The organism is Polyangium mundeleinium, from assembly GCF_028369105.1.
Lineage (GTDB): Bacteria > Myxococcota_A > Polyangia > Polyangiales > Polyangiaceae > Polyangium > Polyangium mundeleinium.
The window spans coordinates 4720910-4735644 of sequence record NZ_JAQNDO010000001.1; the positions used below are offsets into that span (position 1 = coordinate 4720910).

The 14735-nt window shown below is 70.9% G+C and carries 10 protein-coding genes; 4 read left to right on the top strand and 6 right to left on the bottom strand.

Features of this window, described 5'->3' with window-relative positions; all coding sequences use genetic code 11:
- Positions 1-96: 96 nt before the first annotated feature.
- Positions 97-4035 carry a serine/threonine-protein kinase gene (locus POL67_RS18790; RefSeq protein ID WP_271918911.1) on the bottom strand — a complete coding sequence of 1313 codons (3939 nt, stop codon included), beginning with the start codon at positions 4033-4035 and terminating at the stop codon, positions 97-99.
- A gap of 230 nt (positions 4036-4265) precedes the next feature.
- Here POL67_RS18790 and POL67_RS18795 point away from each other — a divergent pair, with 230 nt between their 5' ends.
- Genes POL67_RS18795 through POL67_RS18805 form a run of 3 tightly spaced genes read left to right on the top strand, consistent with a single transcriptional unit; the run spans position 4266 to position 6722 of the window.
- Entirely contained in the window at positions 4266-4949 is a 684-nt protein-coding gene (locus POL67_RS18795) for a hypothetical protein (RefSeq protein WP_271918913.1), read from the top strand.
- On the top strand, positions 4925-5791 hold the full coding sequence (locus POL67_RS18800) for a hypothetical protein (RefSeq protein ID WP_271918915.1): 867 nt from the start codon (positions 4925-4927) through the stop codon (positions 5789-5791). Before POL67_RS18795 ends, POL67_RS18800 begins: the two co-directional genes overlap by 25 nt.
- Position 5792: 1 nt before the next feature.
- On the top strand, positions 5793-6722 hold the full coding sequence (locus tag POL67_RS18805; protein ID WP_271918917.1) for a hypothetical protein: 930 nt from the start codon (positions 5793-5795) through the stop codon (positions 6720-6722).
- 18 nt (positions 6723-6740) lie between these two features.
- Here the strand turns inward: POL67_RS18805 and lpxB are convergent, their stop codons facing one another.
- From lpxB to POL67_RS18825, 4 genes are read right to left on the bottom strand one after another with little or no spacing between them, the layout of a single operon-like run.
- On the bottom strand, positions 6741-7883 hold the full coding sequence (lpxB, locus tag POL67_RS18810; RefSeq protein WP_271918919.1) for a lipid-A-disaccharide synthase: 1143 nt from the start codon (positions 7881-7883) through the stop codon (positions 6741-6743).
- On the bottom strand, positions 7880-9115 hold the full coding sequence (locus POL67_RS18815; protein ID WP_271918921.1) for an HRDC domain-containing protein: 1236 nt from the start codon (positions 9113-9115) through the stop codon (positions 7880-7882). Before POL67_RS18815 ends, lpxB begins: the two co-directional genes overlap by 4 nt.
- Entirely contained in the window at positions 9112-10035 is a 924-nt protein-coding gene (locus POL67_RS18820; RefSeq protein ID WP_271918923.1) for a matrixin family metalloprotease, read from the bottom strand. Before POL67_RS18820 ends, POL67_RS18815 begins: the two co-directional genes overlap by 4 nt.
- Positions 10022-10624, bottom strand: a complete 603-nt coding sequence (locus POL67_RS18825) for a hypothetical protein (RefSeq protein WP_271918924.1) — start codon at positions 10622-10624, stop codon at positions 10022-10024. The genes POL67_RS18820 and POL67_RS18825 overlap by 14 nt, the downstream gene beginning before the upstream one ends.
- 27 nt (positions 10625-10651) lie before the next feature.
- On the opposite strand from POL67_RS18825, the gene POL67_RS18830 reads away from it, so the two are divergent.
- On the top strand, positions 10652-10846 hold the full coding sequence (locus POL67_RS18830; RefSeq protein ID WP_271918926.1) for a hypothetical protein: 195 nt from the start codon (positions 10652-10654) through the stop codon (positions 10844-10846).
- Here the strand turns inward: POL67_RS18830 and POL67_RS18835 are convergent.
- Positions 10821-14675, bottom strand: a complete 3855-nt coding sequence (locus POL67_RS18835; RefSeq protein ID WP_271918927.1) for a MopE-related protein — start codon at positions 14673-14675, stop codon at positions 10821-10823. The genes POL67_RS18830 and POL67_RS18835 overlap by 26 nt on opposite strands.
- Between the last annotated feature and the right edge of the window lie 60 nt (positions 14676-14735).

The window sequence follows — 14735 nt, forward strand, 5'->3', positions numbered from 1 at the left end:
CCGGGGTTTGGGGCGTGGCTTGGCTTGCCGAGCTACGCCCCATCGTTGACCAGACGGGCCCGGGGTGAAACCCCGGCGCCACGCCGTGGAACTCCCCTAGCTTTCGGAGGGAGGGAGAGCGAGGACCTGCTCGATGGGCTTCGTGACGCAGCCGTAGGCTTCGGCGGCGGCGAGCAGGCCTGCGTTGTGCGGGAGGTTCACCAGGAAGGCGTGCGCGTAGGGCGTGCCTTCGAGGCCCTTCAGGCGGCGCTCGAGGTGAGGGACGGCGCGCTCGATCGCGTCGCGGGCGCTCTTCAGGTCGCCGATGTCGACGTAGGCGTCGTGCAGCGTCAGGTAGATCGAGGCTTCGTTGAGCAGGCTCGGCGCCCCGGATTCGACGAGGCGCGCGGCCTCGCGGGCGAGCTCGATCGCCTGGTCGGAGTTGCCGAAGCGACGCTCGGCCTCGGCCCAGAAGCCGAGCGCGACGGGCAGGACGTCACGGTTTTGCGAGGCGCGGTAGGCCTCGGTCGCCGTCTTGAGCAGCGATCGCGCGCGCGGGATGTTGCCCGTGCCGTCCGTGCGCAAGAGCTCGCAGCCGCGGTAGAAGAGCGTGCCGAGCGTCACGCGATCCTTGTGGAACCAGGCGACGGTCGCTTCGTCGGCGCTCGCGCGGGGCTCGGTGAGGGCCCCGTCGAGGCGGCTGTCGGGGCCGAACGTCGCGGCCCAGCAGAGCAGGTTCATCTGCGCGTTGCGCACCGTTCCGGGGCTGCCGATCGCGGAGGCCTTCGCGAGGCCCGCCTCGAGCTGGTGCAGGGCCTCGTGGCGTGCGCCGATCGTGGTCAGGGCGAAGCCGACGTTCGTGATGAGCATGGCCTCGCGCTCTTGCAGGCCTGCGCTCTTCGCGGCGCGGGCCGCGTTGCGCCGGGCATCGAGCGCTGCCCCGAGCTGGCCCTGCGTCTGCCGCACGACCGCGAGGGCCTGCCAGGCGTCGACGGCGGCCCAGTCGATCGAGCGGTGCTCGGTGAGGTCGAGCAGGACACGTGTCTCGCGCTCGGCGAGGTCGAGCTGGCCTGCGTAGGCGTAGAGGTTCGCGAGCGACGCCGAGCAGCGCGCCTCTTCCTCGACGAGGCCGAGCGTCGCGGCGCGATCGCGGCACTGAATGAGGCGGGCTTCGACGTCGAAGCCGGCGCCGAGCACGTAGTCGTACCGGACGCGCGCGCCGAGGGAGCGGATCTCGCTCTCCTCGTCGAATACGTTTTCGGCCATCGCGTCGATGGCCTCCTTGCGCTCGGAGGACTTCGCGTCGAGGCGGCTGTGGGCCTCGTCGAGCAGCACCGCGCGGCCGAATGCGGTGGGTTTGTCCGTCGCGAACATGAGCGCTCGTTCGGCCATCTTCACGGCCTCTCCGAGCGAGTTCGTGGCGAGGGCGCGCCGCGCGGCGGTCTCCCAGTAGACGGCGGCCTTCTCTTGCTGCGCGCCGAGGTCGAAGTGCTGCGCGACGGTCGCGGCATCCTCGCCCATGTTGGCGAGCCATTCGGCTGCGGCGGCGTGGATCTGCTTGCGGAGCTCCTCGTTCGCCGAGGCGTAGGCGACGTCGCGGACGAGGGCGTGCTTGAAGAGGAACTCGCGCGTGCCGGCGAAGCGGCTCGCGCCGTGCTCGACGAGCAGCTCCGCGGCGATGAGCTTTTTCAAGGCGCCGTCCGCGTCCGCGACGCCGACGGCGCTGATGCCGGAGTCCCACACGCTCAGGCCGAGGACGCTCATGCGCACGACGGCCTCGCGCGTCGCGTCGTCGAGGGCGTCGAGGCTGACCTGGATCGCGGCCTCGATCGTGGCCGCTGTGGTGACGTCCTTGCCCGCGGCGATGACGCGCGCGAGCTCCTCGGCGAAGAGCGGCGAGCCCGCGGCTTGCTCGGCGACGCGGTTCAGCACGGCCTCGTCCGCACCCTCGCCGATGATGGCGCGGGCGATCTCGCGCGTGGCCTTCTTCGACATCGGGCGCAGGTCGATCCGCACGTGATCTCGGCCGACGAAACGCTGGCCTTGATCTCGCCAGAAGCCCGGTCGCATGACCATCATCACGAACAGGGGCAGGTTCGTGGCGCGGCCGAGCAGGTGCTCGATCCAGGAGATGCTCTCGGGGTCCGACCACTGCGCGTCCTCGAAGAGCAGGACACAGGTGCCGCTGGAGGCGGCGCCGAGGGCGAGCTCGGTCATCGAGAGGTAAAGCGAGTCGCGGGCGCCGCGCGGATCGAGGCCGTCGTCGAAGGGCTGGTTCGCGAGCAGGCGCGAGAGCAAGGTGCTGTCGCCGCTCCGGAGCTTGCGTACGCGTAGAGCTTGCTCGACCTGTTCGAGGCTCGCGCCTTTCGGAAGGCCGAGCATGGCGCGGAGGGCGTCGGTGGCGACGCCGAGGGCCTGGGCGCGGCCGAAGGATTCGCAACGCACGCGCACGAGCAGCGGGGGTTCGTCGCGCGTCGTGATGCGGTTGACGAACTCGCGGCCGAGGCGGCTCTTGCCGATGCCGGGTGGGCCCGAGATCGTGACGATGATCGGCGTGCGATCGTCGACGCAGCGCTCGTACTGCGCGAGCGCGTTGATGAGCTCGGCTTCGCGGCCGATGAACTGCTCGGTCTTGCGGCCCTCGGGCTTGGCGCGGGCGCCGACCTTGAAATGGCCGCCCGGGACCGGGTCGAACTGGAAGAAGCCCTTGTCGAGGTCCTTCGTCGTGCCGTCGCAGAGCAGGTTTGCCTCGCCCGCCTTCCGGGCGAGGGCGCTCGCGCGATCGACGACGTCGCCCGCGGATTTGACGCGATCGAGCCGCGTGCGGCCCGTGGAGACGCCCACGCACGCGCCGAGCTCAGCGAGCCAGCGGCCGAGATCGAGGGCGTTCGTGGCCTCGTCGCCGTGCGACTGGCGCATGCCGAGGTGCGCGACGATCGAGTCGGTGCCGAGGGGCAGGGCGTCGGCGCCGCGCTCGCGCAGTCGTTCGAGGAGCTGAAGGCGTTGCTCCTTGCGCGAGCCGACCTGCAGCGCGACGAGCGTCGTGACGAGCCGCGTGTTCATGGGCGGCGGCTCGGTCGACGTGGCGAGCGCGCGCGCGACCTCGGGGACGGATGGATCACGGCAGAGCGCGTCGAGCTCGAGCGCGACCTCGCGCGACGACGTCGGGCGGTGCTCGCGCTCCGACATGAGCATGCGCGCGACGAGCTCGTCGAGAGCCTCAGGGACGTCGAGGAGCAGCTCGCTCAAGCGGGGCGCGGGCGTCGTGGCGAGCAGCGCGATCGTGGCGATCGAGTTCGATCCGATGTGCGGGGGCCTTCCCGTGAGCAGCTCGAAGAGCGTCGCGCCGAGCGAGTAGATGTCGCTGCGCGCGTCGGCGATGGCGTCGCCGCGGGCCTGCTCGGGGGCCATGTACGCGGGGGTGCCGACGAAGATGTCGTTGCCGGTCAGGCGCATGTCGCGCGAGGTCGCGACGCCGAAATCGACGAGCTTCGAGGTGAGCTGCTCGGGGGAAGGCTCGCCTTCGTCGCGGGTCCTGCGCGTCGTGCGCGTGGAGACGGGGGGCGAGTCGGGATCGGGGAAGCGGCTCGACAGGACGAAGATGTTCGAGGGCTTGATGTCGCGGTGGACGACGCCGGCGTCGTGAGCGGCGGCGAGCGCGAAGGCGACCTGACGCGCGATGTCGAGGGCCTGGCGCATCGTGAGCGCGGCGCGGAGCTGGCGCGTGAGCAGGTCCTCGCCTTCGAGCCACTCCATGGCGATGAAGGGCGTGCCCTCGTCGAACTTGCGGCCGAGCGCGGCGGTGTAACTCGAGTCGAGGGCGCCGTAGGCCACGACCTGGACGATCCCTGGATGATCGAGCTCGCTCAGGAGCTTGCCTTCTTGCAGGAGGCGGGTGCGCTCGCCGGGATCGGACTCGCCTGCGGCGATGATCTTCAGGGCGACGCGCCGCTGGGAGACCGTGTCGAACGCGCGGAACACGATGCCGACGGCGCCACGTCCGACCTCGCGCTCGACCTGAAATCGCCCGGCGATGAGCTGCTGGGTGCGTGCCATGCCTTGCTCGGGACTCCCTAATCGCCGGTTGCCGGCCGAGGGTGTACGTAGGCCCGTGGTACGCGGGCCCGCCCAAGGGTACACAATCGTCGCACGAGCCAAAAGGCGGCAGGTGCACCTGAGAGCGCGCTCGCTTGACGGTCTCGGGCCGAGCCCCTAGCCTCTCGGCCACGTGCCCGCCGGATTCGGGTGAACCGGCGAGCGCAGGAGACGCGAAGAGGAGCTAGCGCATGCTCGAGCGGGTCGCGGTCCACCAGACGAGGCTCCGCACGCCGGGCCTCGGCCTGGACGCGCGCGGCGTGGCGCTCGGCGCGAAGGGCGTGGTCCTCCTGCCCTCGATCGATCGGCTCGTCGCATTCCTCGCGCTCTACACGAGGCAAGGCTCGCTCGCCGACATCCTCCGGTCGCTCGCGATCGAGGTCGTGCGCTCGAAGCTCGGGGCGCGTGAGGTGACGCTCACGTTCGCGGCGGAGACGAGCGATCGCATGGACCGGATCGCCGAGATCGCGCGCCTCGCGGGCGGATACACGTTCACCGGGACGAGTCGCCACTTCGTCCAGTACCGCGACGCAGCGGCGCCCTTCGGCTACGACGTGGCGCAGATCAGCGCGGGCGACGCGACGCTCTGGCTCTACCACAACACGTTTTCGCAGAGCTACGAGGCGGAGCGGAAGATCGACGTGCGCTCGCTCGTGCTGCGCCTCGAGCCGCACGCGGATCCTTCGACGGGGCGCGAGCCCGGGCCGCGCTGGCTCGCCGCGGAGGCCGGGCTCGGGCCGGCGCTGATCCACTACTTCGTACGCTCGGGTGTCACGGCCGAGGTCGGCGTCGCCGAGTGGCCGCCGGCGTCGAGCTTCGAGACGGGCCGGTCGTCCGGTACCTGTTTCGCGTGCCCGAGCTGCCGGAGCGCATGATCCCGCTGCTCACGCGGACGCCGGGCCTTTCGATGTTCGTCCCGGCCGCGCCGGGCACGGCCGTGGAGGTCGGTTTTCGGCACCCCGTGAACCTCCGCGCGTGCCCCGTTTTCGCGGAGACGGGCCTCGTTCTTTTTCGCGGCCACGGGCTCGATCCGCTGGAGATCCCGAAGTTGCCCGCGCTCGGCGACGTGCGCGCCTTCGCCCGCATGGAGATGCGCAAGGACGTGGCGGCTGCGCACGCGAGCGCCCAGCCGACGACGTCCGTCTCGGTCGCGCTGCGCCTCGTGCCCACGCTCGATCCGTGGCGGCACGTGACCGCGACCTGGGTCGAGGCCGAGGACCTGCCGGTGCTGCGCCGCATCGCCTACGCGCTCGGGCCGGAGAGCCTGCGCGCGGCGCGCGTCGCGTTCACCGAGCGCGGCGCGATCGTTCGCCATCCGACGGGCATCGAGGGCATCCCCGTAGGGCAGTTCTTCCGCGAGGTGCACAAGCAACTCTACGTGCCCGCGGGCTACGACGTGGTGCCCGCGGTCGCGCCTGACGTGCTTTATCGCTCGCTTGGCGCGCCGCCGGGGCAGGTGCTCTTCATCGGCCGCGACGGCACCGTGCTCGGCGTGCCCGAGGAGGGGTTCGTCTCGCTCGAAGCGGCCGTGCTCGAAGCGCAGGCGTGGCTCCCGCTCGCGGCCGATCGCTTCGCGGACGCGCTCTCGTCGGCGCTGGCCACGGAGCTGCCCGAGGTGACGCTCGGCGGCGTGGGGCTCCGGCCGCTGCGGGACGTCAACGCAGGCGACGACGGCGCACTCCCCGCGCTCCCCGGGGGCGCGGGCAGCGGAGGCTAGCTTGGCGAGCGACGACGAACGGTTCGAAGAGCTCGTCGCAGGGATCGTCGCGCCCCTCGTTCTCGGCGGAAAATTGCATCTCGCGCGGCCGTTCGGGCAAGCCGGGACGAAGCTCGGGGAGGGGAGGCACATCGTCGACGCGGACCTGCGCTCGCGGATCGACGTCGCGCGGGTGAGGCGCGCGCGGCTCCTCGCGCCGGTCGACACGTTGCCGGAGCTCGACGAGCACGAGTGGGCCCTCGCCGCGGCGCTGAACGACGTCTTGCAGGTGACGAACCACGAGCTCGGCGGGCTCTTCACGAAGGGGCGCTACATGCGCCTGCTGCGGAGCGTGTTCGAATTGTGTGGCCACGTTCCGCCGCCGCGCGACGTGGGCGCGGCGCTCGCCCGCCACGCGACGTTCGCGCGCGTGATGGAGCTCAACCGCGCGGATACGTCGGTGCGGTGGTGGACGGGCTCGGCGAGCTTCCGCGGCGTGCCTCCGCCGAAGCGGCTCCTGATGTGGCAAGGCCTGCGGCGCGTGCACGTGGAGACGCAGCGGGTGCCGCTGCACGAGATGTGCGACGGTCTGCCGTCGACGGTCGCCGAGGGCTACCAGGCCGTGCTCGCGGTGTGGCTGTCGCGCTCGCCGCTCACGGATCTCGGTTCCATCACGCGCGCTGCGCCGGCCTTCGCCTGGTCGCCCGCGACGATCGCGCTCATCGCGGTCCCCGCGGGTCGGATGCTCGCGTTTCGGGTGCTCGCGCGGCAGCGTGCCGAGCACGTGAGCGCCGCGCTGGAGAAGGCGCGCGCAGGGCTCGACGGCGGGCTCGGGGCGCATCGAGCGGTGGTGGAAGAGTTTTCCCGGGAGGTCGTGAGCGCCTTCGAGGCGATGCACGCCAAACCGGAGAAGCGGGCTGGATCGGGTACGTCGTCCTCGCCGCGCACCTGATCATTTGGGGTCAAAGGATCAGAGCCACGGCTCCAGCAGGGCCGCGACGCGCGCGCCGAACGTGCCCGGGGAAGGCGAACGGAGCCGCGCTTCGAGCTCGCGGGCGTCGGCTTGGGCGCGCGCACGGGACTCGTCGTTCGCGAGGGACGCGGCGGTCGTGGCGAGCTCGCGGGCCGAGCACGCGTCCTGAAGCAGCTCGGGGGAGGCGCGGCGGTCGAGCAGAACGTTCGGCAGGCCGATGTGCGGCGTGCGCACGAGGCGGCGCGCGAGGGCGTAGGTGAGGGGATCGACGCGGTAGCCGATGACCGTGGGCAGCCCGGCGAGCGCTGCCTCCAGACAAGCCGTGCCCGAAGCGCAAAGCGCGAGATCGAAGGCCCCGAGCAGCGGAGATGCGCCATGCTCCGCGTCGGCTTCGGTGATCCCGACGCCGGCACGGCGAGCCGCACGTTCGAGCTCGTCGCGGGCGCGCGCGTCGAGCCACGGGGCCACGAGCACGCGCGCTTCGTCCACGTCGCCGCGGGCCGTGAGCCTTGAGGCGGCCTCGCAGAAGAGTGGCGCGAGGCGCGTGATCTCGCCGGCGCGGCTGCCCGGGAGCACGGCGACGGCGCGACCGGCGCCGAGCCCGAGCCGCGCGCGCGCGACCTCGCGGGGAAGGCGTGGCGCGTCGGCGGACGGATGCCCCACGAACCGCGCGTCGTACCCCGCGTCGCGCCAGAGCGACTCCTCGAACGGCAGGACGACGGCGAGCCGATCGACGGCATCGTGGAGCGCGCGGATCCTCCCCGCACGCCAGGCCCAGACCTGCGGCGCGACGGCCCACAGGACACGTGTCCCGCGGCGCCTCAGCGCCCGCCCGAGCCGCGCGTTGAGCTCCGTGAAGTTCACGAGCAACGCAGCGCGCGGTGGATCCTTTCGGATCCGGCCGAGCAGCGCGGCGAGCGATCGCCCGAGCGCCGGCGCCTTGCGGAGCACGTCGAGCGTGCCCATCGCGGCGACGTCCGACGTATCCGCGAGCGTCGCCATGGCCTGCGCCCTGCAACCACGTCCCCCGATGCCGAACGCGCGCACGGCCGGACCGAGCGCGCGCAGCACCTCGGCCGCGATGCGATCCCCCGAGGCCTCGCCCGCGACGACGAGCAACGGCGCGCCGGCCCCGCTCACGACTCCTCGCGCTGCGCGCTCCCCCGTGCCTGCTCGCCTGGCGCCGTGAGCAGCGACGCAAGGCGCTTGCCGTACCGCTCGACCCGCTTCGCTCCGAGCCCTGGGATCGCCGCGATCCGCGCCAGCGTCGCCGCGGAATCTTCCCCCGCCGCCGTGAACAGGATGCTCGCGACATCCTGCGCGCAATGCCCCGGCAGCACGGCCTGCTCGTCGATGCCGCGGCGCTTCGCCTCGGCGCGCCGGAACGCGCTGATCTTCGCCTCGATCTCCCGCCGCCGCGCGATCTCCTTCCGATCGACCGGCGCGACCCCGAAGAGCGCTTCCTCCTCGGGCGGCACGTTCCCTTCGGCCGCGCCACGCGTGATCGCCTCGAGCCACCTCGCCGCGTGCCTCCCCGCGCGGCCCGAGAGCGCGCCGGGCACGTGGCCGAGCTCCGGGACCGAGGTCGGACGCCTCTGCGCGAGCTCGATCAAGATCTCGTTCGTGACGATCTTGAACGGCGGCACATCGGCGGCCTCGGCGATCGCCTCGCGCGCGGCGACGAGGCTCCGCAGCGCGGCGCGGCCCGGCGGATCGAGCTTCTGTGCGCCCTTGATCCGCACGTACGAGGGACGTGTCTCCCGCGGAGGCGCGAGCGCGGCGCGGAGCTTGTACGCGCACTCCTCCTCGATCTCGGCTTCGATGTCGATCGCCGCCGCCTTCGCGGCGAGCGCGCGATCGAGCCGCAGGAGGTACGCGACGTCGTCCCCGAGATAACGCCGTTCCGCCGATGAAACGGGCCTTCGCGACCAGTCGTGTTGCTGAAAGCGTTTGTCGAGGACGACGCCGAGCTCCGCCGCGAGCACGGACGCGAGCCCCGTCGCCTTCTGGCCGAGGAGCCGCGCCGTCACCGAGGTGTCGCGTACGCGCGCGAGCGGCGCGCCGACCTCGGCGAGCATGCGCGCGTCGAACGTGAGATCGTGCAGCACCTTGATCGGCCCCTCGGGGCCGAGGAGTGGTTCGAGCGCGGCCGCGCTCGTCGCGAGCGTGTCGACGATCAGGACGACCGTCGAATCCCCTTCCTCCCAGGCGATCTGCGCGGCGCAGAGGCGGGGGCGGTAGACGAAGAGGCCGTTCGCCTCCACGTCCACCGCGATTTCCTTCGCCTTCATGGCGCGCTCGATCGCGCCTCCGAGCGCGCGCGCCTCGTCGACCCAGACGACGTCGTACGGCGGCGCTTCCAGGCTCGTCATGGACGCGCGCGCTCGGCACGCCGCTTCGCCGCGAGGCTGAGGGCGAGGGCGAGGGCCGCGAGCGCGCTTCCGCCCGCGGATCGAGGCGCGCCCGGGGCCGTCGTGCAACAGCTCCCGTCCTCGGGCGTGATGTCCGGCGGATTGCACTGCGACTCGAAGCCGCGGCGCGGCGTGGGATCACAGGATGCGGGGATCGGATCGCCGGGCGGGTAGGCTGCGCAGATGCCCTCGATGTCGTCGTTCTCTAGCGATCGCAGGTCGGTCGAGCCCGGCATGTAGTCGGCGAACATCGTCGCGGTCCCGTCCGCGGAGTGCGACATGCCGAGGAAATGGCCCGTCTCGTGCGTCGCGATCGAGGGCAGGTCGTAGAGGACGTTGTCGATGCCGGTCGTGAACTCGACGTTCGCCCCGTTGAGCTCCATGTCGGCGTCGTAGATCTCGCCAGTGTCGACGTTGTACGTGACCGTGGTCAGCGCGAGCGTGCTCCCCGCACCGGCGTGCGGCCACACGTCGTCGTGGAACAGGATGACGTTCGCGTTGCCCGCCTTCTTGTTGTACTCGTGCGCGTGGCACTCCACGGGGCCGAGGTTCACGACCTTGATGCGCGGATGTTTGCCGTCGCCGCAGTCCGCGTCGGTCCATTTCTTGAAGGCATCCACGAAGATCTGCGTCGCGTCGTCGAGGTCGATCTGCACCGACGCGTCCTTCTGCATGGAGAAGCCGACGCACGGGCTCTTCCAGAAGAGCTCGACGCCGCAGTCGGTGGGGCGCACGGGCGAGCAACGCGCGCCGGTCCCGACGCCCTTGCAGCTCGTCGTGCGGCAGTAGGCGGAGGCCGTTGGCGCGAGCAGCAGCGTCGCTGCGACGAGCGAGAGCCCGGCTGCGATCGGCGCGAAGCGTCCCCGGTTACTTGCGTTCACGCGGCGCACGCTTCACCTCCTCGATGGCCACGAGCGCGCGCGAAAGCGTCGCCCCCACGAGCACCTCACGCGCCCCGATGCTGGGCCCGGTCCGCGGCAGCATCGTCCCTGCGTCCGGGCTCGGCGCGAGCTTCAGCACGCCCCCCTCCGTGGTGATCACGGGGTAATGCCCTTGCGCCATCGCCGTCACCACGACGGCTGTCGACGTTTTGTGCAGAAACAAAAGCGAGCGCTCTCCGGGCGGGATCACGGCCTCGCCCGAGACCCACTGCCCGACGTCCCCCACGACCCCGCCGAGCGTCCGCACCCACACCTGCGTCCCCGACTCGCCGACCACGGAACGCTCCACGTCGAGACGCGTGTACGTGACGATCCGCCGGCCGTTCGGCGTGTCCTCCCACATGCTCTGTCGTTCAGCCGCCTTCGCGACGACGACGAACGACGAGCCCGTCACGAGCTCGTCGAGCGAGACGACCACCGAGACCGCCGCCGCAGCTTCTTGCGGGCCCGTGTGGGGCGAGTGTGGCGATACGAACAGCGCCGCCGGCAAGGCGATCGACAGCGCAAGCATGGAGGCTCGAACACGCATGCAGGGAAGGATACCACCATCGCTGCGATGACGCTCCACGTGGGGGCGACGCGCGCGCTCGTGGTCCTCGTGCCGCCCGGACACGCGACGTTCGCCCCCTCCAAAAAACGAAGCGCCGCGGCCCTCGAAAAGGACCGCGGCGCTGCATCACTTCCGGGCGCGGCCTACCGCGCTCGGAGAGCTCCCTACCTACCGATCAGCCGCGCCTTCGGCGGCGGATGAGCGCCGTCCCCGCCGCGAGCGCGAGGAGGAAGCCCACGCCAGGCGTCGCATCGCTCCCGGGCCGCGCGGCGCAGAGGCCGTGGCCCGTCAGGATGGTGCCGTCCACGGCGTCGTCCGCCGGATCGAGCGGATCGCTTTCGCCCGCGTCGACCACGCCGTTCTTGTTCTTGTCCTCTTCGCCGTCCTTGAGGCCGCCGTTGTCCGTGTCCGCGTCGAGCGGATCGGTCTTCGTCTTGCCCATGTCCGCGTCGGGTATGCAGGTCTCCGCCGCCGCGTCCGTGGCCGGGTTCGAGCAGCCGAGGCCGAGCTCGGTGCCGTCGAAGAGCCCGTCGTTGTCGCTGTCCGGATCGAGCGCGTTGATCTTCCCGTCGCCGTCCGTGTCCTCGCCAGGCTTCGGCTCCTGACCGTCGGGCACGCCGTCGTCGTCCGAGTCCGCGTCGTTCGGATCGGTCCCGAGCTCGGCCTCCTCGTCGTCCGTCAGCCCGTCGTTGTCCGAGTCCGTGGGCGGAACGACGTTGTCGTCCTGCGGATCGTTCGGATCCCGCTCGTTTGGGTCGATCACGCCGTCCTTGTCCGTGTCCTCGTCGCCGTCGGAGACGCCGCCGCCGTCCGTGTCGGCGTTCACCGGCGAGGTCGTCGTGGCGCCGTTGTCCCCGTCGGGGACGCAGTTGCCCTTGCTCGCGTCCGTGGCCGGATTCGAGCAGTTCTTGCCCATCTCCGTGCCGTCCTTCAGCCCGTCGCCGTCGCTGTCCGGATCGAGCGCGTTGATGATGCCGTCGCCGTCGGTGTCGTCCGTCGGGTTGGGCTCCTCGCCGTCGATGACGCCGTCGTCGTCCGAGTCCGCATCGTCCGGGTTCGTACCGATCTCGTTCTCGTAGTCGTCCGTCAGCCCATCGCTGTCGTTATCGAGCTTCGTGCTGTCGTCGCTGCCGTTGTTCGGATCGATCTCGCCCGGATCCACCTTGCCGTTGCGGTTCACGTCCTCGGAGCCGTCGATGACGCCGCCGTTGTCCGTATCCGCGTCGAGCGGCGAGGTCGTCGTGCTGGGATCCTCGTCGGCGATGCACTTGCCCTTGCTCGTGTCCGTGGCCGGATTCGAGCAGTCCTTGCCCATCTCCGTGCCGTCGAAGAGGCCGTCGTTGTCGCTGTCCGGATCGAGCGCGTTGATGAGCCCGTCGCCGTCGGTGTCCGCGCTCGGGTTCGGCTCCTGGCCGTCGAGCACGCCATCGTCGTCCGAGTCCGCGTCGTTCGGGTTCGTCCCGATTTGCTCTTCGAGATCGTCGCTCAGGCCGTCGCCGTCGCTGTCGGTCGGCGCGTTCGAATCGTCGGCCGGATCGTTCGGATCCCGCTCGCCCGCGTCGATCTTGCCGTTCAGGTTCGTATCTTCGTCGCCGTCGGAGACGCCGCCGTTGTCCGTGTCCGGATCGAGCGGGTCCGTCGTGGTGCTCGGATCGGCGTCGGGGCGGCAGCTCTGCGCGTCCGGATCCGTCGCCGGGTTCGTGCAGTCCTTGCCGAGCTCGGTGCCGTCGAAGAGGCCGTCGTCGTCGCTGTCCGGATCGAGCGCATTGATGAGGCCGTCGCCATCGGTGTCGACGTTCCAGTCCGGCTCCTCGCCGTCGGGCACGCCGTCGTCGTCCGAGTCTGCGTCGTTCGGATCCGTGCCGGCCTGGTTCTCGACGTCGTCGGGCAGGCCGTCGCCGTCGGAGTCCTGGCAGCCGACGTCGGTCACGCCGTCGCAGTTGTTGTCGATGCCGTCGCCGCAGACCTCGGGCCCGGGCATGCCGGGGACCGCGTTGCACGCCGACACGCCCATCGCGTTGCATGCGAGGACGCCCGACGCCATGCAGGCGCCGACGCCGGCTGAGCACGCCATGCCGACGTTGAAGCCGTCGTCGACGGTGCCGTCGCAGTTGTCGTCGATGTTGTTGCAGGTCTCGGTGCCGGGCTCGTCCGGGAAGGCGTTGCAGGCCGAGGTGCCGTTCGGCAAGCACGCGAAGACGCCCGAGGTCATGCAGGCGCCCTCGCCGGCCGAGCACGCCATCCCGACGTTGAAGCCGTCGTCGATGGTGTCGTTGCAGTCGTTGTCGAGGCCGTCGCAGATCTCCGCGCCCGTTGGCACGCAGACGCACGTGTTCGTCGCGACATCACACGACGGCGTCGCGCCGCCGCAGTGCGTGTCCGTCACGCACTGGACGCAGGTGTTCGGCGTCCCGGCCACGTTGCAGGCCGGCGTGGGCGCCATGCAGTTCGCGTCCGACGCGCACTGATCGATGTAGATCGGCGTCGGCGGCTCGTTCGGCGACGGGCCGTTGCCGTCGGTGGGCGTGTCCTCGGCCGACGCGCCCGTCTGGCCGGCGGCTGTGATGATCGCCTGGTTCAGGATCGTGCCCGTCGCGTCCGGGTTCACGGTCACGCGGAACTTCACGGTCGTCGTGTCGTTGACGAGCATCGTCCCGCCGTTCATGGCGTTTGCGCCCGTGCCGATCCGGATGAACACCGTGTTCGTGCCGGCGTCGTACTCGCCCTGATCGTCGGCGAGCGCGTCGGTCTTCGCGCCCGTGTTCGGGCCCGAGACGACCTCGATCGAGCCCGGCACGTACGTCACGCCCATCGGGAGCGGGTCCTTCAGCACGGTGTTGATCGCCGTGTCGTTGCCGGTGTTCGTCACGGCGATCGTGTACTCGACGGTGTCACCCACCAGGAGCGCGCCGCCGTTGACGTCGACGGCCGTCTTGACCGACGTGGAGAAGTCGGGCTTGTACGTCGGGATCGACGTCACGAAGCCGGCGAGCCAGTACTGCTCCTGGGTGCTCGTCGCCGCGATCGGCGCGGACTTCTGGCCCGCCGAGAGCTTGCTCGTGATGTCCACGATGTCCATGTCCATGCCCGAGAGGCTGCCGGCCGTTCCGGTGAGCTGGGGCAGGTCGCCGGCCACCGTGACCGGGAGGCCGAGGTTCGAGCGCGTGCGGTTGAAGAAGTTGGTCTCCGGGTTCAGCGCGTTCGAGAGCGGCGGCGCGGCGCCGAACGAGAACGAGTCGCCGGTGAGCGTCGTGTCACCCTCGAAGGCGACGACGCCGAGCCGGGCGTTCGCGAAGGCCGGAGGGACGAGGAAGCCCGAGAGCGTCACGTTCTGCGGCGCGCCGTTGGCCACGATGTCGAGCCCGTCGAAGATCGCCAGGTTGCGCGGCGGATCCGATGCGCGCTCGTAGAGCACGATCATGTACCAGCCCGCGAACGTGGTTTCGTCGTCCGTCCCTTGGCCGACCGGGTTCTCGACGTCTACGCCCGAGACGCGGTATGCGCCCGAGCCTTGCTGCTGCACGATCGTCGTGATGTTGGCGACACTCTGGTAGGCGTTGTGCGTCGACGTCGTGTAGCTCTGGATCGACGTCAGGTTTTCGCTGAAGCCGTTCGGCCTGTCGATCGTAGCCGTGGTGTCAGCGCCCGAGGAGCTGCGCGTCGCGCCCCAGTAGAGGTACGCGTGCGTAACCGTCGCACCTGCTGGGATCGTGAGGATCGCGGTGCTCCGCGCGTTCGCGACCGTGATGCCCGTGTTCGTCTGGGCCTGTCCGGCGCCCGGCTCCTCCGAGCGCCACAGGATGTCGACGCCGCTGTCGGTCGTCGCGTCGGCGCCGCACGTCCCGACGGTGCCGACCACCGGTGCGGGGGGGCTCCCTGCGCAGTCGTAGCCGAGCGTGTTGCCGATGAGGAGGAAGTCGCCCCTCTGATCGACCTGCACGCGCAGGTTCTGCGCGGCAGCAGCGTCGCGAGCGCAGATCCCGAGCGCCGTCACGCTCGCGAGCCCCGCCAAAAGCCAATGTCGTCTCATGTTCGATGTCCCTTGTCGCAGTCCATTCGGTGTCCCAACGGAATGCTCGGCGGTCCGAAC